The sequence below is a fragment of the Acinetobacter sichuanensis genome (assembly GCF_003024515.2).
GTDB classification, from domain to species: Bacteria; Pseudomonadota; Gammaproteobacteria; order Pseudomonadales; family Moraxellaceae; genus Acinetobacter; species Acinetobacter sichuanensis.
Window position 1 is genome coordinate 38,380 of sequence record NZ_PYIX02000006.1, and the last position, 19,257, is coordinate 57,636.

Consider the following 19,257-nt stretch of genomic DNA (forward strand, 5'->3'; position numbering starts at 1 on the left):
GCCAAAGCGAGGTTTTCAGTTATCTATTGGATCTTGGATAATTAATAAATTGCCATGTGGTTGCGGTGAATCATTTCCAAAGAACGAGCTTCACCTAGTACTTGATGCACTTTATCAGAGGCTAGACCTTTGACAATTTCGGCAGAACGCGAACTGAAATTGACGCGTCCAACTGCAATTCGATGTCCTTGCGTATCCACACATTCAACCACATCGCCACGATCAAAATGCCCTTCAACTGCTTTCACACCCACAGGCAACAAACTACGGTGGTTGTCTTTGATGGCTTTTACTGCACCATCATCAATCACTAAACGCCCTGCTGTTTGTAAATGCGCTGCCAACCACTGCTGATGTGCAGTAACACGATCATCATCAGTAATAAACAATGTACCTAAAAGCTCACCTGACATTAAACGAGCCAAAACATTGTCACTTTCACCGCTTGCAATGAGTGTTGGGCAACCTGATTTCGCAGCTAAGCGAGCAGCACGCACCTTGGTCAACATACCACCACGACCAAACTTACCACCACCGCCAGCCATATCAAATAATGACTCATCCATTGCGCGAACAGTATCGAACAGTTTTGCATTTGGATTTGAGCGAGGGTCTGAGTCAAACATACCTTGCTGATCAGTCAAAATAATCAATAAGTCAGCATGTACCTGCCCTGCAACCATTGCCGCAAGCGTGTCATTATCACCAAAACGAATTTCATCGGTAGAAACCGTATCATTTTCATTAATAACTGGAATCACACGCCAATCAATCAAATTTTGCAAAGCATCACACGAGTTTAGATAACGACGACGATCCGCCAAGTCATCATGAGTCAATAACACTTGTGCTGTTTGAATGGAATGATTTTCCAAAACACTTGACCATGTTTGGATCAAGCCCATTTGACCAATGGCAGCACAAGCTTGCAGACTGGGTAGATCGGTGGGTCGGTTCTCTAGCTTCATACGAACCATACCTTCAGCCACAGCACCTGATGACACCAAAATAATTTCGTGCCCAGCATTGTGTAGATCTGCAATTTGTTTCGCCCAATGCGAAATTGCATTCAAATCTAAACCTTGCCCATTTGCTGTGAGTAATGATGATCCGATTTTAACAACTATCCGTTTTAAAGCCTTGAGCTGACGTTGCCCATCTACCACTTCTATCATCTTGTCCTCAGTCTTGATGTTCTAAGCAGATATTGCCCTCAATATCTTTTTTAGAAATTAGCGTACGTAGTACACTTCCATTTCCCCATCATCACCATCATCGTCTTCTTCGTCATCCTCTTCCAACATACCCGCTAGGCGTTGTTGACGACGCATTTCACGATAAGCTTCTTTTGCTGCGATGGTTTGTTCACGTGTTTCAGCTTCAAGCTGATCACGGAATGCTTTAACTTCTGCTGCGTACTCTGGATCTTCAAGTTCACGCTCACGTTGTTGCTCAATCTGATCCATGAGGTAATACACAACAGGTTTTGTGCCTTCAGACATTAAGCCCGAAGTTCTAAATACAGGACCATCCCACTTAAGCTCATCCAGAATATGTTGACACCATTCTTCACGAGTTTCTTCTGCAAGTTGGTCAATTTTATTGAGCACTAACACGATTGGTAATTTTGCTAAAGTTGGTGAGAATTTTTTTAATTCTTCCAAAATTGCTTTAGCATTATATGCTGGGTCAGACCCATCAATTGGTTGTACATCAACAATATGTAAAAGAATACGAGTACGTGCTAAATGTTTTAAGAAACGAATTCCTAAACCTGCACCTTCTGCTGCACCTTCAATTAATCCTGGAATATCTGCCATGACAAATGAACGGTGACTGTCAGCATCTACCACACCCAGATTTGGCACCATCGTGGTAAATGGATAATCTGCAACTTTTGGTTTTGCCGCTGAAACAGCACGAATAAAGGTTGATTTACCCGCATTTGGCATACCCAGTAAGCCAACATCAGCAAGCACTTTAAGCTCTAAACGAATTTCACGAAATTCGCCTTTGATGCCATGTGTGCATTTACGTGGAGAGCGGTTCGTTGATGATTTGAAATGTGTATTTCCTAAACCACCATCACCACCTTGAGCAACAAGGACTTTTTGACCACTTTCAATAAGGTCACCAATAATATCGCCTGACTCGGTATCTACAATTGTGGTACCTACAGGAACTTTTAAAATAACGGTTTCACCGCCACGACCAGCACAGTTTGCGCCAGCACCATTTTTACCACGCTCAGCACGAAATTTACGGGTATAACGGTAATCTACTAAGGTACTGGTATTGTCGTCGGCTTCGATTAATACACTACCACCACGACCACCATCACCACCGTCTGGACCACCAAAGGGTACAAACTTTTCACGGCGAAAACTGGCTACGCCATTGCCACCGTCGCCAGCCTCTACGGTAATGACTGCTTCATCAACAAAGCGCATGCTGCCAATCCTCTAAATACTTTAAAACCGCATATTCTGCCATATTTTGAAAAAATTCTCGAATAGTATTCTTCAGCATTACATGAAATTTGCTTTATTTTGTTGATTTTCTAAAAACCATGCATAAATTTTCATGAAAAATAAGACTTTTATATCAATCTAAAATCAGGCTAGGCAAATTTTACCGATTATTTCTTTTCATCAACATTTTGTTTCATTCCATCATTTGTAGTTTATAAAGTTAAATTATAAAATCTGCAAAACTTTAACAATGAATATGCTATTTCAAAGGAACTCTCTATTGTCTATTGTCCAAATCAGTGCTGCGCTTGGACCCGCAGAATGTGAACTCGCAGTAAAATACACCCTGCAAGAAATGCAAAAAGAATCGAAAAATCAGAATATTAAGTTTGAAATTATTGAATCCAATGAAACCAAACATGGTTACTCTTCCGTATTAATCAATATTGATGACAGTACACAACCTTGGCTTAACATGTGGTTAGGAACGATTCAATGGACGTTTCAGAGTAAAATTCGTCCCAATCATAAACGTAAAAACTGGTTTGTTGGCATTAGCCAATTTGCCACACCACAACAACTTCCTGCTGATGATACGATTATTTTCCAAGCTTGCCGTGCTTCTGGTGCAGGCGGACAACATGTGAATACAACAGATTCTGCCATTCATGCCACACATATTGCCTCAGGTATCAGTGTCAAAGTTATGTCTGAACGCAGTCAACACGCCAATAAACGCTTAGCAAAAGAATTAATTGCCTTAAAGTTACAGCAACAATTAGAAAATCAACAAGCAAATCATAAACAAGCACAGCATTTACAACACGCTTTAGTAGAACGAGGAAATGCCGTTCGAAGCTTTAAAAAGTAAAATACTCATTTAGGAAATACATGCAACAAAAACAATATTATCTTGAAAGTTTAGAGAGTGAAATTTTAGCCATTGCACCTATTCAAAGCTTAGATGACATTTTAATTTTAACCCAACTTGGAATTCTTTATAGATTTTCTCTTATCAAACAAAGCTTAACTAAAATTTCCCATATCCAACTTCCACCGCTCAATAAAAGCAATTAAGCAATTCCCTAATACTTTGCCACAAAAACATTATCTGAAACGACGGAGTCTATGCACTTTTCAAAGTAAAATAGTCATTGAAACACATTATTGAAAAATTCATCCTTGAAGTATTTTGACTTTAAACAAAGTAATTTTTTGCTTTCATACATTAAAATTGCGTTGATTAATAGCTTCAATAAGTTCTACACCTAATTCAAATACCTTATTTTCTAAATGATTGATTATTGTTGTAATTAAGACTTATCTAGAGCTTGTTTATTGGCTAAAATTTCAGGTAAATTTCTCTCAATCCAGTCCAATAGGTAATTTAATTTTTCTGCTGCTTGTGCCCCTAAAAAAGTCAGTTGATATTCCACTCTGGGCGGTACTTCAGGATAAACCGTTCTTAAAATAAAACCATCTCGCTCTAACGTTTTCAAAGTTTGAGCGAGCATTTTCTCACTGATTCCTTCAATTTTTTTTCGAATCTCACTAAAACGATGGACACCTGTACTTAAGCAACGCAGCACTAAAACCGACCATTTACTTGTCAAATGTTCCAAAATTTCACGTGAAGGACATTCACTTGATAAAACGTGACCAATCAGATGCGTGAGTGCATAAGTGCTCATTGAATTTTCTCTTTATCGTAAATAGCTTACTTTTATGCATCTACTTACATTAAGTAAGTTTAATCATAATAATAGTAGCATCAAGTTTAAAAAATCACCATGATTAAACATATTATCTTTTGAGTATGTCATCTTAAAAAACAAAAAAGCCATCATCAAAATATTAAAATCTACGCTTTTAATGATGACTTTTCTAATATTTAAGGATGAATATTTTTTATTGGTAAATCAATTTGCAAGTCTAAATCAGCCAATGACTGACGCTTATCGTTATACATCGTGGCATTAAACTTCGCAATTTTCTTCATTGTCATCGGATCATTGATATTTAATACAGGCTTAAACTTATGTTTTACATATAAATTTAACATTTCATTAAACTCAAAGATAACCGTACCACTAAACATAATTTTGATAGGCAATTGATAGGTTCTTTTGAGTTGAAATGGCACCTCTAAAGACACAGGAATATCAACTTTTATCGGAAATTTGGGCAACAATTTACTTTGATACACTAAATCTGTACTTGTATCTAAAGGCATCACCGTATTAATTTTTACCACGGTATCATAATCAATATCTACAGAAATTGGTGTTTCCACCACAAAACTTAAATCTGCCAAATAACGCCCTTCTAAAGGCAAATTAAGCTGACGATCAATATTTAACTCTGTATCCAACCTCCCTATTGCTTGAGTTTCTAAATAATTCCCGACATGAATTTGTGTTGGCAATGAATCAGATAACTGAATTTCGGCATTGTGTGCTGAAACTTGCAAAGAAGCTTGAACATTCAAATATAACCAAAACAATACTGCAACCAACAATACAACCAGAATAAAGCTCAAGATCAGTGTACGTACAGAATTAAAAATCATACATTACTCCTGCGCCTGTGATGCAGGTTTAGAAGCGTCTGAATGCAGTTCAGGGGTCTGTTCATTTTTAGATAAACGAATGCTATTTAAAGGAATTTTCAAATCACCTTTTTGAATTTTAACAGGTAAAGTGTTTTTTACATCTACTGTTGCATCCAAAGTCGATTTAATTGGTACATTTAAATGACCTTGGATTGGAATATTCGTTTTCAATGTTGCATTTAAAGGGATATTTAAATTTTGTTTTAAAACTGTGCGTACAGGCGCATCAAATTTCAAATGAACTCTTTGATTTAACGGTACTTGCAAATCAATCGGAACATCTATTTTTATTGGAATAATCCCCTTTAATGGCAAAGTAATATCTTTCCCTAAGACCCTCACCTGTACTTTCGTATCGATTGGCATATTTTGGTCGACTTTTAACACTTCTTTTACAGGAATAACCGTTTGAATAGGGACTTGGTTATCAAAATAAACATGTGGTGTTAAAGTTTGAGTGACAGGTAAATTTAGTTTTTCATTGATTGGAATTTCAGCATTTACACGACCAGAAACATCCACATTTAAAGCATCATGGATTTTAACTTTTGCTTGCAAAGGTTCTTTTAAATCAATATTTACAGATTGATTTTCAAGTGGAATATAGATATTAAAATGCTTAAATACCCAAATCGCAATCAATACACCACATAACGCAGCAAAAATAATAAAGAGTAATCCACCCAATACATGTTTCGTTTGCAAAATTCTTCCTTAAACTTAATATTTGTTTTCCAACATTCTAGCGTTTATGTGATGTTTTTAACGTTTTTTTATGTGTGGTAAATGTCCATTTGTTCACAAATCATGCTATTTTTCATCATTTTAATTCAGCAATAATAAAAATACCGTTGTTATTTCGATCACACATAAAAAAAAGAGGCAAAAGCCTCTTCTTTATCAATCTGAATTTATTCAGGTTTTGTCAATTCTGTCATCGGCCAACGAGGTGTTGTCGTCACAGACAATCCATCTTTTTGCCCTGCTTTTAAACGCTGATAACCTGCAAATGCAATCATTGCGCCATTATCAGTACATAAAGCAGGTTCAGCATAATAAACTGTAGCTTTAATTTTCGCCAAATCAGCTTCTAAACGCTCGCGTAAACGCTTATTTGCACTTACACCACCTGCAATGACAAGTGTCTTCAAACCAGTTTGCTTTAATGCTTTGACTGATTTTTTCACTAAAGTATCTACTAATGCTTCTTGAAATGAAGCTGCGATATCAGCATCGCGGTTTTCACCTTGCTCAAGCTCCGTTTCTAATTTTTTTAACTGCACAGATACTGCTGTTTTTAAACCGCTAAAAGAAAATTCTAAACCTTGATGCAACATGGGACGCGGAAATGCAAAAGCATCTTTATTTCCCTGTTCTGCCAATTTAGAAATATTTGGACCGCCTGGATAAGGAAGTTTCAACATTTTTGCAACTTTATCAAAAGCTTCACCAGCTGCATCATCAATAGACTCGCCTAAAATTTCATACTCACCAATGCTATGCGCAGCCATGAGTTGGGTATGACCACCTGAAACCAACAAAGCGACGAAAGGAAATTTTGGTGGCTGTGCTGATAATAATGGCGCCAACATATGACCTTCCATGTGATGCACACCAATTGCAGGTTTATTTAAAGCAAAAGCTAAAGTTCGCCCAAATAAAGCCCCTGTCATCAGCGCACCCATTAGACCTGGACCACGTGTATATGCGATTGCATCAATCTCAGACTTTTTCACATCGCTTTGTTCAAGCAATTGATTAATCAATGGAATGAGTTTACGTACATGATCACGTGAAGCAAGTTCAGGTACAACACCGCCATATTCTGCATGCAGTTTAATTTGACTATAAAGTACCTGTCCTCTTAAGCCAACTTCACTGTCATACAGCGCCAATCCTGTTTCATCACAGGAAGTTTCTAAGCCAAGAACGATCATTAAACTGCCTTTTACCCGTATCAAAATATTGCTGAAGCTATTATAGACTTGTGATATGAGATGTAAATGAGTAAAATACTGACCTTCACTTGTGATCAAGGGTAATTTAGCCCTAGATCTTATCCATAAACCAATGAGGATTCTTCATGCCACAAGTTAAATTGAAAGAAGGCGAACCAGTAGACGTAGCTATCCGTCGTTTCAAACGTTCATGCGAAAAAGCAGGTGTTCTTGCTGACGTTCGTAAACGTGAATTCTACGAAAAACCTACTCAAGAACGTAAACGTAAAAAAGCTGCTGCTGTTAAGCGTTACCAAAAGAAATTGGCGCGTGAATCAGTACGTACTACTCGCCTTTACTAAGATTTATTTGTGAATGATTGACTGACTGGACAAAATTAATGACTACTTTAAAAAACCAAATCACTGACGTTTTAAAAGCCGCTATGCGCGCTAAAGAAATGGATAAGTTAACGGTAATTCGTGGTCTACAGGCAGCAATCAAGCAAATCGAAGTCGATGAGCGCATTGAGCTTGATGATACTCAGGTTCTTGCGGTCATTGAAAAGCAAATCAAACAACGCAAAGAGTCGATTAAAGCCTTTTTGGGCGCTAATCGCGAAGATTTAGCTAGTAAAGAACAAGCCGAAATTGAGGTTTTATCTCAGTTTCTACCTGAAGCTATGTCAGAGGACGAGCTTGATTCTCTCATTGCGCAAACAATTGAAGCGCAAGGTGCTACTAGCATGAAAGATATGGGTAAGGTGATGAATTCTCTACGTCCGATCATAGCCGGACGTGCCGATCCTGCACAGGTTTCTGCAAAAATTAAAGCGAAACTGGCTTAAGTACTTATATTTAAAAATCTTTTTTGTTTGATTTGGTCTATTTAATTCACTTCAAAATCGTTATTTTGCAATGAAATAATATTAGCAATTAAATAGCCCAAAACCTTCTAGCAATCATTTTCTATTTTAAATCACACTGAATATTATACTTTTTCACAATTTGCATTTCTGGTGAAGTATTTACCTTAGAAATAATATCTTGTTTTGTGATAGACATATATGATGGTGGTAAATTCGCACGGTTTTCATCTGTTGTTTTATACATATCGTCTACATATTGTTTAACTATAGCGCAATACTGAACTTGTTGTTGTGCATTAAATGCGGTAATTTGCGGATCTAAACTTCTTAAAAAAGACTTCATTTGACTCGTATATTGTGTTGATATTTTTTCCACATCTCGTACATAACGGTCTGTTGCAGCTGCAACTGCATTTTGTATACAACCTAGCAATACAATTACAGTCATTATTTTTTTCATAAACATACTTCAAAAATTGAAAAATTACATTAGTGCTAAGCCTAACTTTTTCTATTGAAAATAGATATTTATATTTGTTACAAAGTGAATATTCAATAAAATTATATAGCATTATATACGCATTTTTTGCTCATCCTGCATGACTTTTAAACGCGCTTCAATACGTGAACTCATCGCATTATTTTCTTTAGCCAAACGCTGTGCATGCAAAAGAGATTTAATCGCATTTTCCTCATCACCTGACCAATATTGCGCTTCAGAACGGTAACGTAAAACATTGACTGTGCGCATTGGATTATTTTTATCAAGATTTGCGGCTTGTTGTAAAAGTTGCCAACCTAAAACATCCATTTTATTTTTACTGACAAAACGATTGATCAAGCTTTCTGCCTCTTTACCTTTGTTCTGGCGAATATACACTTCAGCAAGTTTATAACCCAAAGCACGGTTTTCAGGCATGATCCGTTGTTTGCTAATAACAGCATTATATGCATCTTCTAATTTATTTTGACCTAAATAAATATCTGCTTGAAGTAAATGTAATAAGCTATGATCAGCATCTATAGCGCTTGCCGCATTTAAATAATTTTGCGACTTTCCATAATCTCCTTGTTTTAAATGATAGGCGCTCGCAGCCAATAAGCCTGCATAACTTTTTTGCTGTACTAAACTATCAAGTTGTTGCTGTGTGGCTTGATCTGAAATTGCTGCGGTATACCATTTAATAATCTCAAAGTCCTGTTGATGCTGATTAAATGGTACACGTGGAAATTGTTGGGCACGTAAACGGGCTTCGCTCATACGTTCAGTTGTGAGTGGATGCGTAAACCAAAAATCTGGTAGAAAACTTAAACGACTTGTTGAACGATGCATTGTTTCAAAAAAGTCAGCCATACTCTCAGGATTATAGCCAGCACCATACATAAATTGCATTCCTATACGGTCTGCTTCACGTTCTTGATTTCGGCTATAACTGAGTTGCTTGTCAAGTAATGCAGCTTGTGTACCTAACATCACCGCCGTACCAACATCACCATCAGCCTGAGATGCAATTGCTGCACCCACAATAATGCCTGCTAGAGCCAGTAAACCTTGCCCCTTAAAAGCCTCTTGAGAACGACTATAATGACGTTGTGTCACATGTGCAATCTCATGTGCCATGACACCAACAACCTCATCCATACTTTTTGAGGATGTTACCATTCCTGTATTCAGTGCAAATAACCCACCAGGTACAGCAAACGCATTAATTTGCGGATCTTTAACAATGACAAGCCCTATAGGCGTTCCTACTTGTGTTTGGCTTAAAATTTTAGAAAATACCAACATAAATTGGTCTTCAAGCCATGGATCTTGCACGATTGGCATTTGATGTTGAACTTGGCGATAAACTTTCTCACCAATCATCTTTTCTTTTTGTTGATCAATTAAGCCCACACCACTACCAATTTCAGGAACTTCAAACTTTGGCGCAGTGGTGGGATAAAAGTTTTCAGTCGCCTGTACAAGACAACTGATACTTATCCCTAATATCAACAAAATCTTTTTCAATACCATGCTCTAATCAATACTTTTCATCACTATAGCATTGGATCTTGAACAAATTCGAGACAAAATGTAGCAGTTTTTAAACTACTTTCTAAAGTCCAAATTTCTCATTAACAACATAATGTGGTACTCGCCCCTCTAAAGCCTCAACTAGATTTTGATAGGCTAAATAAACCATTTTTTGACGGGTTTCTTCTGTTGCCGATCCAACATGTGGCATTGTCACAACATTATCTAATTCAAATAATTCAGAGCTTTGTAAAGGTTCTTTTTGATAAACATCTAAACCTGCTGCAAAAATTTTCTGTTGCTTTAAGGCTATGATCAAAGCATTTTCATCTACAACTGAACCACGTGAAATATTGACAAATACAGCATGTTTTTGCATTAAATCAAACTCTTCTGCACCAATAAGCGCTTTTGATTGTGCATTTAAATCCACAGCAACGATCACAAAATCAGATTGTTGCAATAAATCTTTTAAACTGCTGTATTGTGCATTTAACGGCTGAGCCAATTCTAGTTTTTCACGGCGATTATGGTATAAAATATTCATATTAAAACCATAAAAACCACGACGAGCAATTGCCGCACCAATATTCCCTAAGCCAATAATCCCCAGTGTTTTACCAAAAATATCCTGTCCAAATTGAGCTGAGCCCACTGTACGTGTCCACTGACCTTGTTTTGTCCATTGATCTAAACTAGGCACTTTACGTGCTGCACTCATTAATAATGTAAATGCCAAATCTGCTGTTGTTTCTGTTAACACATGGGGTGTATTACTCAGCCAAATTTTCTTTTGATTTAAATAGTTAAGGTCATAATTATCATATCCCACACTGACCGATGAAATAATTTTTAATTGTTGTGCAGGTGCTAAATTGCTTTCATTTAACAAACGCCCTGCACCAATCATTGCATCGGCATCCACGACATGTTGACGAATTTGCTCATTGACATCGCCCATCTTAGGATTAATGACAAAAACTTGATATTGCGCTTCTAACTTACTTAAAATATCTGCATCAATTTTACTAAATACCACAACTTTTTTTTGCATCGTACTTCCCTGCGCCTAGTCAATATTATTCATCTTTGCCTTACTTTGCATAAAACCCCACAAACGGCGTTTTAGCAAAGGTTGTGCTAACATTTCCGCTAAACTGGCTAATTGGATACTCTCATCATTCTGTAAATAGCCAATAGAGCCAAGTGTTAAAATCACTTTATCTTGTTTCAAAGCAGCTAAAAAACCTTGTATATAAATTTGAGCGCCGCGTCCATCTTGAAATTGTGTCAGTGGAAATGGCCATTTTAATTCAAAGTATTCCCCACTCATCGCATTTTGAATATTCATCCAAAGTTGCTGTTGTTCTGCTTGTATATGAGTAGCATCTACGACAATTACACAGCTTTCTAAACAAAAAGCTTGTAACTGGAAAGGCTCAACTTTACTTTCTACAATCGTGTCTTGTTGTGGTACAAGCACAGGCTCAGCGACTTCAGGTGTAATCGCTCGTGAAACGCTATGTTCTGGAACATTTAAAATTTTATTTTGAACTGGCTCTTTTTGCTTAACTTGCTCAATGTGCTCTGGCTCAACTTTAAACTGCACATCTGAAATGATTTCTTTTGCAGCAGTGTCTCGATATAAAGTCTTTGGATATTGGCGCACAGGCACACCGTGCTTTGGAATCCACAGATCTATTCCAAGAGCAGCTAAAATATTTCGCTGATGTTCCTGCACGTTTACATTCATCACATTATTCAATCTTTAATTCAGCACATATTCTACCGAGCTTTGCATATTTTTGCTGTGATTTCTCTTCGTCCGCTCATTAAAACAACAAAGCATTTTACCCATAGAATTCAATGTATTATTAAGTGAAAATAAACCATATCAAATCTAGATTGATTTTAGATACATTCTAAATAATCATGATGCTATTTTTCTTTTGCATTTGATCCACAATTTCTTCAGTTTCAAAACCTAAACGCCAATACAATAATTCTAAAACATCTAACTCATCTTGAGTAATAATGCGATCATGCCACAAACAAACTTCTGCAACACCCAAAATACTCAAACGATCTCTTAATAATAAGCCTGCAATATCATTTAAAATTTCACTTAAATCAATTGGCTCATCTGAAATTTCACGAAATAATTCCAATTCTTCCCGAGTTAAAACACGTTGTAAAATGTCATATCGAACTTCTAATTGATTTTCACTATTAATTTGCTGCACATGTAGTAAAGCATCAATTAAACGCACAATTTGCGGCTTTACTGTTTCTAAAGAAGATGGCGTATGCATCGGCAATAAATGCAATTCAGCTTTTACACGCTCAATCAGCAAAGCATCTAGCAAACCTATTTCACCATCTTCTTGAATAATTTTAGCCAATTTAGTGACAAACTGACGTGCGCTTGTGGCAGGCATATTGCCCAAATTTGCACAAGCATCGTGAAAAATTTGAATATGAACACGACCATCTAAGTTCAATAATGAATCTACAATCGCGCGACTCACCTCTGCCGTTGAAGGAATAAACTCTCGATATTGGCGAATCATGAGAATCGCAACCATGACCTCACGAGACCCTGTCGAAGTTTGCATCGCTCGCTGTAATAAATCAGGACGTTGCATTTGTCGCCTAACTTCTGAATTTAGTGGCTTGATTGCGTCGTTTAATGCAAAACTAATCGGTGATAAACGCATCAAAGGTAAAGGTTGCGGCGAAATCCACGGTGTATAACTTTCTGCGCTCAACTCCTCTAAAGGGCGCATTAATACAAAAAGAGGTTGACTGCGTAATTTTTTTAAATTTTCTATTTGTAAATCTTGCAATAATGTTGGATTTAACTCATAAATACGATCTTCAATACTTGGATGAATATTCAACCAACTTTGTGGGCTTAATGAGTTAGCAAAACACATATGAGCAATGGACTCAGAATATTCACTATGAATCTGAGAACCCGCATGATGCACATAAATCCGCAATAAAGTTTGTATATTGGCATTATTTAACATCAAACGTTTTGCTTTATAATCATTATAAAAAGTACGTCCGCCCAGCGTAAAATATTTAATTAAACGAGAAATTAAAATCCCCATACTGCCAATCAGCCAAATCACACCGCCAATCGCAACGAAACTGGTCTCAAATTTATGACGTCGTCCTTTTTCGTAAACACTAAACCCTTGCTTCGCAATTTTACTTCCTAATTGACTAAAAGAAGTTAAACCACTATACAAAATTTTCAAACGGGTATTTTCCTTCGCTTCACCCGATAAAATTTGATTAAATTCATGCCCTAACAAGCCATAAAGCTCTAGCTCATCTAAGTTTTGTAAAGCTCCCCACGTTAAAATAATCACCGTATCTCGTGGATGCAAACCTGCTGTTAAAGCATTGACTCCCACCTCATCAGGTAAGACATAAATACTGGGCAAATCAATATCAAAATTTTGTGCTAATTTTTCTGTAATTTTTAACGCCACATTTTCTTCAGGCGTACTTTCAATCAAACTTAAACGGCGTGCTTTTAATTGTTTAGCAAGAGAATGTCCACCTTCTCGAAACACATAAAATTCATAAATAATTGACCCTAAAATAACAACCAATAAAGCCCCAACACACAATGGACTAAATGTATGCCAAAAAATAGACTCTAAAGGGTTAATATAATGAACCAATAAACCGAGTACAGTATTTAAAATAAAAATTGTAATCAGTACAGCAACTGAACAAATACTGGCAGACCACAGTATATTTTTGTTTTTTATTAAATAATGACTGACATCTTTCAATGTAAACATCCTCATTACATTGTTAGGCTATGGATCTCAATAAGCATCACACTAAGCTGATTGCTCAAACATCATAAAGTAAAAAAGCGGGAATTACCCGCTTTTTAAAAGTTTAACGCTAGATTCAGCATTAAGCCCCTTCTTTAATTCCACTTAGATCAACAGATGCTGCATCGATATTAACATCGATATAACCATCTTTTTGCTTTTTCGCCATATCACTACGGCTATTTTCTAAGTCAGTCAGATATTGCTCATCAATATCACCTGTCACATAAATACCATCAAATACTGAACAATCAAACTCTTGAACTTCAGGAACTTTATGGGTTTTTACTGCTGCTTTAAGATCATCCAAATCTTGGAAAATCAAACGGTCAGCACCAATGATTTCTTGAATTTCCTCAACAGTACGATGTGATGCAATCAATTCAGCTTTAGCAGGCATATCAATACCATACACATTTGGATATTTCACCATCGGTGCTGCTGAAGCAAAATAAACCTTACTTGCACCTGCATCACGTGCCATTTGAATAATTTCATTACACGTTGTACCACGCACAATAGAATCATCAACCAGCAAAACGTTTTTGCCTTTAAATTCAAGCTCTACAGGGTTTAATTTTTGACGAACAGACTTTTTGCGTTGCTGTTGACCTGGCATAATGAAGGTACGACCGATATAACGGTTTTTCATAAAACCTTCACGGAATTTCACACCTAAAGCATTTGCCAATTCAAGCGCAGACGTACGACTAGTATCTGGAATTGGGATCACCACATCAATATCGTGCTCCTCACCCCAATCACGCAAAATTTTCTTCGCTAAGGTTTCACCCATTTTTAAACGTGCTTTATACACAGAAATGCCATCAATGATCGCATCTGGACGTGCAAAATAAACATATTCAAAAATACATGGGCGATAGCGAGAATCTTCAGCACATTGTTGTGAGAAAAATTCACCTTGCGAATTGATAAAAACTGCTTCGCCTGGTGCAATATCACGCTCAACTTTAAAGCCGAGCGCAGTAATCGCAACAGATTCAGAAGCAATAATATATTCTTTTTCGCCATTTTCAGTTAAACGTGAACCGTAAATTAATGGACGAATACCATTTGGATCACGGAAACCAACAATACCATGCCCTGTGATCATCGCGACAACACCATAAGCACCTTTACAACGCTCATGGACACGTTTAACAGTATGGAAAATATCTTCCGCTTTTGGCTCTAAAGTGCCACATTTTTGCAATTCGTGTGCAAAAACGTTTAACAATACCTCTGAATCTGAATCAGTATTCATATGACGTAAGTCAGTTTTGAATAAATCATCATGAATATCAGCAGCATTGGTTAAGTTACCATTGTGTGCAAGCGTAATACCATAAGGTGAGTTTACATAAAATGGTTGTGCTTCTGCACTGCTTGAAGAACCAGCAGTTGGGTAACGGACATGACCAATCCCGTAATTACCTAACAACGCACGCATGTGACGAGTATGGAAAACATCGCGTACCATACCGTTATCTTTTCTTAAAAATAATCGACCGTTATGACAAGTTACAATCCCAGCTGCATCCTGTCCCCGATGTTGTAACATCGTTAACGCATCAAATAACATTTGGTTAACAGGTGATTTACCGGCTATACCAACGACTCCACACATAGCTACCTCGCAGACCAGCTAGGATTAATAAAATGGGTTCTTAGTTGAGTGTGCTGAACGATCTTCTTGTGCTGAAGATCCATTCTTAGACTCAGTTTTTGAAGCATCATCAGAATGTGCCTCAGAATGAATATGGCTAAGTGCTTCATTTGCTGCTTCTTTAGAAAGCTCTGTTGCTAAAGGTGCATAAGGCAAAAGAAATTGAATCATTTTGGATTGTTTCCATAGGGGTGAAATTTCCACCCATGGTCCCACGCCTTGCATAGTTATGAGGACGATGAACAAACCTTTCAAGCTGCCCAGTGTCCCACCTGCTAAACGATTGAGCGGTCCAAGCTTAAAAGTCTTTAAAATTCGGTTGAGTAGCGCTGTTACAATCCATGTAAGAACAACAATAATTAATACAACAAAAGCAAAGGCAGCAATTTTTTGCACCACAGGATCTTGACTTAATATCGCCATGGAGGGAGCGAAAATAGCTGAATATTTTGCTGCAATAATCAGTGCAAAAACCCAACCCACTAAGTTCGCAAAGGCATTTACAAATCCTTTTCGCAAACCGTTTAGCCCTCCAATGAGCAGTAGTATAAGTATAACAATATCTATGGTGTTCATTTTAGATCATAGCGTCAACACAGTCCTTAATTAAAGTCGGACCTGTGTAAATCATACCACTATAAATTTGTACTAAACTTGCACCTGCTTGTTGCTTTGCTACTGCTTGATCACCAGATAAGATCCCACCCACACCAATCAGTGGAATTTCATCTTTTAATAATTTTGAAAAAGCCGCCAAACATGCTGTACTTTTTTCAAAAACTGGGGCACCAGATAAACCACCTGCTTCATCACCAAAAGCTAAGCCTTCAACACCTTCACGTGACAAGGTCGTATTGGTCACAATCAAGCCATCAATTTTAAATTCTAATAACTGTGAAGCAATAAACTGAATATCACTTTGCTCTAAATCTGGTGCAACTTTTAATACTAAAGGTACATAATGCTGATATTCTTCAGCAAGTTCAAGTTGACGTTTCTTTAAAGTTTCAAGTAATTCAGTTAAGGCATGCCCACTTTGCAATGAGCGCAAATTTTGAGTGTTAGGTGATGAAATATTTACCGTAATGTATGATGCATAAGCATATACTTTTTCAAGGCAAATCAAATAATCTGAAACCGCATCTTCAACAGGTGTTGTGGCATTTTTACCGATATTAATCCCTAAAACACCTTTAAATTTTGCAGCTTTTACATTTTCAACGAGCTGATCAACGCCATCATTATTAAATCCCATACGGTTAATAATGGCTTTTGCTTCTGGAATACGGAATAAACGAGGTTTTGGATTACCTGCTTGAGGCTTAGGCGTAATTGTACCAATTTCAATAAAACCAAAGCCGAGCGCAGCTAAGGCATCAATATACGCACCATTTTTATCTAAACCTGCCGCTAAACCAACGGGGTTAGGAAATTGAATTCCCATGCATGTAACAGGTTTAGGCGCAATCTTTTGACGCATTGCTCCGACTTTATGCGCTGATTTTAACAGCGATAATGTCAGTTCATGTGCACGCTCCGGTGCTAAAGAAAACAACAATGGGCGAGCAAGTGAATACATCATAGCTAGAAAAGTCTACTGCTTTTTAAGTTGCCGTATTATAGGCACAGTATGGCAAAAAGGCTATGCTTACTACTGCTTTATTTTCACCGCTTAATGCACTGTCGCTGTTAATTTAATCTGTGAATCGACTTTTATGAGTTCCATTTTTTCAATACTTACACCCATTTGTGCAATTTGTGTTAAAAAGTTTGCCAATACAGCATAATTTTCATGTTGCCCAACAATTTGAAACTGCTCACCCACTTGTTGACTTGCAATTGATAAACCTTGTTGTTGTGCCACACGTTGAATTTTATCAGGCACGGTCAAAGATAAATCATCAGCAGGTTTCATTGTCACGACATTACTCTGCATCCACACAACAAGATCTTTAAGTTCATTCAGCCGCTTTTGTTGATTTTCTGCTGCTTTATGAGTTGACCATAATGCTGAACCCACGATAGCAACCACCACAAAAATCGTGGTAAAAATAACCATTACTCGTTCACGCATTGACATTTTATCAAGCTGATCTGTAATTTTTTCTGCCCAAGCATCAAAGCGATGTTGAATATTGTCTATTGCTTTCATTATTGTATTTTCACCAGTCCTAAAACAGAAGCACCTTGTGTCTGTATCGTTCCAAGTTCTGCTTTAAAACCTTGCTGATTAAGCTGTTGTACTAGCGTCTGTAATTTATCTGAACTCGTCGCAATCAAATCCATATTCAAAATCGTATTATCATAATTGACTTTATTTGCCACAATTTGATGCTGCATTAAAATAGGTCCGACTCGACTCAAAAGTTGCAATGCTTGTGTATTCGCACTTTGGCTCAAACGCAAGTTACTTTCAAATTGGCTTTTAATATTTTGCTCAGTTACTCGACTATTTGTACCAAACCAAGATTTGTATTGATCAATCGCAATCAATGCTGTTTGATCTGCAACTTTTCGTAGTTTCACCCAACGTAACGCATCAAAACTTAACTGTACTAAAATTAAAGCCAAACATAATACTGCACAAGCTTTCCAATACCCAGAAACCGAACCACTTTGCTCTTTGGCTTTAGGCAGCACATTAAAGGGATGATTTTTTAATTTTTTCGCTGCTAAGAATTGATAATTAAACTGCTCAAGATATTCAGTTGTCGTTATAGCAAAAAGACTATCTAGTTGTTCAGCAGTTAATTGAGCATATTTATATCGTCGCTCTTTTTCAGAAAACTCAAGATATAAAGCTAAATCATCAACAGAATTTCCCATCCACTCATTTTCACGAACCAACAAATGCCCATTCAAACTAGCAAGCACGGTTTGTTTCGCCTCAGGCACAGGCAAAATAAGAAAATCGGGTAATAAAGAAACCACTTTTACAGGCAATAAAGACAATGAATGCTGCATCGTGGTTACAGCATATTGATGTATACCTAAAATTGTTACCTGATCTGGAGCTTGAAAGTGTGAAAATACTTTCATCTGATCAATAGGTAAAATGACATATTCTTCAAGTAAGTATTTTAGTCCATCTGGACCCAGTTTTTTATATTGTTCTTTCGTCAAGCTTTGTTGCAAAATTTGCACTTCACGACTTGGAAAATAAACAACGGCTTCTGCACCTTGATGAAGTTTCAACTCTTGAATCAATTGCTCAAGACTTACAGCACTATGCCATGCATCACCCTGAGACCACTGCCAAACCCCATCGGCTTCTGGCATCCATAAATACAACATTAATTTTGTTCTGCCGTGTTATTTGTTCTAAAATGCTTTTACGCTGTTGGAATAAAGGCTTTTTGTTGTGTCGATAAACCTTGAGCAATCACACTTTGCTCATAAATACGAGCTTCTGCAAGCGCAAAAGGATGAAAATTCTCACCTGTTAATTGTTCAGCAATATGTGCAACAACATTCATGTGACAAACCACAATAATATTTTCAAATGGCAATTGTGACAACCAATCTATTGCATCTTTTGTATCGTCATCAGGTTTAATTTTATCGCAAATCAACACACTGACATCTGAAAAATAGTGTTGTAGATGCGCTAATGTTTCTTGAGCACGTAATAATGGACTCACAATAAACACATCTGGTTTATCCAAATCTTTTAAATACTGTGCTGTTTGTTCTGCCTGCTCATGACCACGTGCTGTTAATGGGCGCTTATGGTCATTTCCATTGACAGCAGGAACTGCCTCACCATGACGAACTAAAGTCAGTTGCATAAAATTTCCTTATTGATTTGTTTTGAATTATACCGATTC

General features: G+C 37.1%; 21 protein-coding genes. 4 read left to right on the forward strand and 17 right to left on the reverse strand.

Going from position 1 to position 19,257, the window contains the following annotated elements; all coding sequences use genetic code 11:
• Positions 1-41: 41 nt before the first annotated feature.
• Both proB and cgtA read right to left on the reverse strand, forming a co-directional pair.
• Positions 42-1,175, reverse strand: a complete 1,134-nt coding sequence (gene proB / locus C9E89_RS05735) for a glutamate 5-kinase (RefSeq protein ID WP_107007309.1) — start codon at positions 1,173-1,175, stop codon at positions 42-44.
• A 57-nt stretch (positions 1,176-1,232) separates the two neighbouring features.
• Positions 1,233-2,450 (reverse strand): Obg family GTPase CgtA, encoded by a 1,218-nt coding sequence (gene cgtA / locus C9E89_RS05740; RefSeq protein WP_107007310.1) that lies wholly within the window; start codon positions 2,448-2,450, stop codon positions 1,233-1,235.
• A gap of 301 nt (positions 2,451-2,751) precedes the next feature.
• Here cgtA and prfH point away from each other — a divergent pair, with 301 nt between their 5' ends.
• Together prfH and C9E89_RS05750 are read left to right on the forward strand one after the other, a co-directional pair.
• Positions 2,752-3,342, forward strand: a complete 591-nt coding sequence (gene prfH, locus C9E89_RS05745) for a peptide chain release factor H (protein WP_107007311.1) — start codon at positions 2,752-2,754, stop codon at positions 3,340-3,342.
• Between the two features lie 20 nt (positions 3,343-3,362).
• Positions 3,363-3,548 (forward strand): hypothetical protein, encoded by a 186-nt coding sequence (locus C9E89_RS05750; RefSeq protein ID WP_107007312.1) that lies wholly within the window; start codon positions 3,363-3,365, stop codon positions 3,546-3,548.
• 236 nt (positions 3,549-3,784) lie between these two features.
• On the opposite strand, the gene C9E89_RS05755 is transcribed toward C9E89_RS05750, so the two are convergent.
• The 4 genes from C9E89_RS05755 to tsaD all read right to left on the reverse strand — a co-directional run bounded on the left by C9E89_RS05755 (position 3,785) and on the right by tsaD (position 7,019).
• Entirely contained in the window at positions 3,785-4,162 is a 378-nt protein-coding gene (locus C9E89_RS05755) for a winged helix-turn-helix transcriptional regulator (RefSeq protein WP_107007313.1), read from the reverse strand.
• 200 nt (positions 4,163-4,362) lie between these two features.
• Entirely contained in the window at positions 4,363-5,037 is a 675-nt protein-coding gene (locus C9E89_RS05760; protein WP_171405082.1) for a hypothetical protein, read from the reverse strand.
• Positions 5,038-5,043: 6 nt separating this feature from the next.
• Positions 5,044-5,787 carry an MFS transporter gene (locus C9E89_RS05765; protein WP_107007315.1) on the reverse strand — a complete coding sequence of 248 codons (744 nt, stop codon included), beginning with the start codon at positions 5,785-5,787 and terminating at the stop codon, positions 5,044-5,046.
• A 206-nt stretch (positions 5,788-5,993) separates the two neighbouring features.
• Entirely contained in the window at positions 5,994-7,019 is a 1,026-nt protein-coding gene (gene tsaD / locus C9E89_RS05770; RefSeq protein WP_107007316.1) for a tRNA (adenosine(37)-N6)-threonylcarbamoyltransferase complex transferase subunit TsaD, read from the reverse strand.
• Between the two features lie 146 nt (positions 7,020-7,165).
• On the opposite strand from tsaD, the gene rpsU reads away from it, so the two are divergent.
• Both rpsU and C9E89_RS05780 read left to right on the forward strand, forming a co-directional pair.
• Positions 7,166-7,381, forward strand: coding sequence for a 30S ribosomal protein S21 (rpsU, locus tag C9E89_RS05775; protein ID WP_001136722.1), 216 nt, complete (start codon positions 7,166-7,168; stop codon positions 7,379-7,381).
• A gap of 38 nt (positions 7,382-7,419) precedes the next feature.
• A complete protein-coding gene (locus C9E89_RS05780) occupies positions 7,420-7,866 on the forward strand; it encodes a GatB/YqeY domain-containing protein (RefSeq protein WP_107007317.1) in 447 nt (148 codons plus the stop codon).
• A 121-nt stretch (positions 7,867-7,987) separates the two neighbouring features.
• On the opposite strand, the gene C9E89_RS05785 is transcribed toward C9E89_RS05780, so the two are convergent.
• The 11 genes from C9E89_RS05785 to C9E89_RS05835 all read right to left on the reverse strand — a co-directional run bounded on the left by C9E89_RS05785 (position 7,988) and on the right by C9E89_RS05835 (position 19,218).
• Positions 7,988-8,347, reverse strand: a complete 360-nt coding sequence (locus tag C9E89_RS05785) for a hypothetical protein (RefSeq protein WP_107007318.1) — start codon at positions 8,345-8,347, stop codon at positions 7,988-7,990.
• 111 nt (positions 8,348-8,458) lie between these two features.
• Positions 8,459-9,898, reverse strand: coding sequence for a M48 family metalloprotease (locus C9E89_RS05790; RefSeq protein WP_228198988.1), 1,440 nt, complete (start codon positions 9,896-9,898; stop codon positions 8,459-8,461).
• 88 nt (positions 9,899-9,986) lie between these two features.
• Complete coding sequence (locus C9E89_RS05795; protein ID WP_107007320.1) at positions 9,987-10,958, reverse strand: 2-hydroxyacid dehydrogenase; 972 nt, start codon at positions 10,956-10,958, stop codon at positions 9,987-9,989.
• A 15-nt stretch (positions 10,959-10,973) separates the two neighbouring features.
• Positions 10,974-11,657 (reverse strand): hypothetical protein, encoded by a 684-nt coding sequence (locus C9E89_RS05800; RefSeq protein ID WP_107007321.1) that lies wholly within the window; start codon positions 11,655-11,657, stop codon positions 10,974-10,976.
• A gap of 169 nt (positions 11,658-11,826) precedes the next feature.
• Positions 11,827-13,716: a M48 family metalloprotease gene (locus C9E89_RS05805; protein ID WP_107007425.1), complete on the reverse strand. Its 1,890-nt coding sequence runs from the start codon at positions 13,714-13,716 to the stop codon at positions 11,827-11,829.
• A gap of 130 nt (positions 13,717-13,846) precedes the next feature.
• Positions 13,847-15,391, reverse strand: a complete 1,545-nt coding sequence (purF, locus tag C9E89_RS05810) for an amidophosphoribosyltransferase (protein ID WP_107007322.1) — start codon at positions 15,389-15,391, stop codon at positions 13,847-13,849.
• Positions 15,392-15,415: 24 nt separating this feature from the next.
• Complete coding sequence (locus tag C9E89_RS05815; RefSeq protein WP_107007323.1) at positions 15,416-16,006, reverse strand: CvpA family protein; 591 nt, start codon at positions 16,004-16,006, stop codon at positions 15,416-15,418.
• Between the two features lies 1 nt (position 16,007).
• Positions 16,008-17,012, reverse strand: coding sequence for a quinone-dependent dihydroorotate dehydrogenase (locus C9E89_RS05820; RefSeq protein ID WP_107007324.1), 1,005 nt, complete (start codon positions 17,010-17,012; stop codon positions 16,008-16,010).
• A gap of 90 nt (positions 17,013-17,102) precedes the next feature.
• Positions 17,103-17,582: a type II secretion system protein GspM gene (gene gspM / locus C9E89_RS05825; protein ID WP_107007325.1), complete on the reverse strand. Its 480-nt coding sequence runs from the start codon at positions 17,580-17,582 to the stop codon at positions 17,103-17,105.
• Positions 17,582-18,724: a type II secretion system protein GspL gene (gspL, locus tag C9E89_RS05830; protein WP_107007326.1), complete on the reverse strand. Its 1,143-nt coding sequence runs from the start codon at positions 18,722-18,724 to the stop codon at positions 17,582-17,584. The genes gspM and gspL overlap by 1 nt, the downstream gene beginning before the upstream one ends.
• A gap of 38 nt (positions 18,725-18,762) precedes the next feature.
• Positions 18,763-19,218 (reverse strand): SixA phosphatase family protein, encoded by a 456-nt coding sequence (locus C9E89_RS05835; RefSeq protein ID WP_107007327.1) that lies wholly within the window; start codon positions 19,216-19,218, stop codon positions 18,763-18,765.
• Positions 19,219-19,257: the final 39 nt, after the last annotated feature.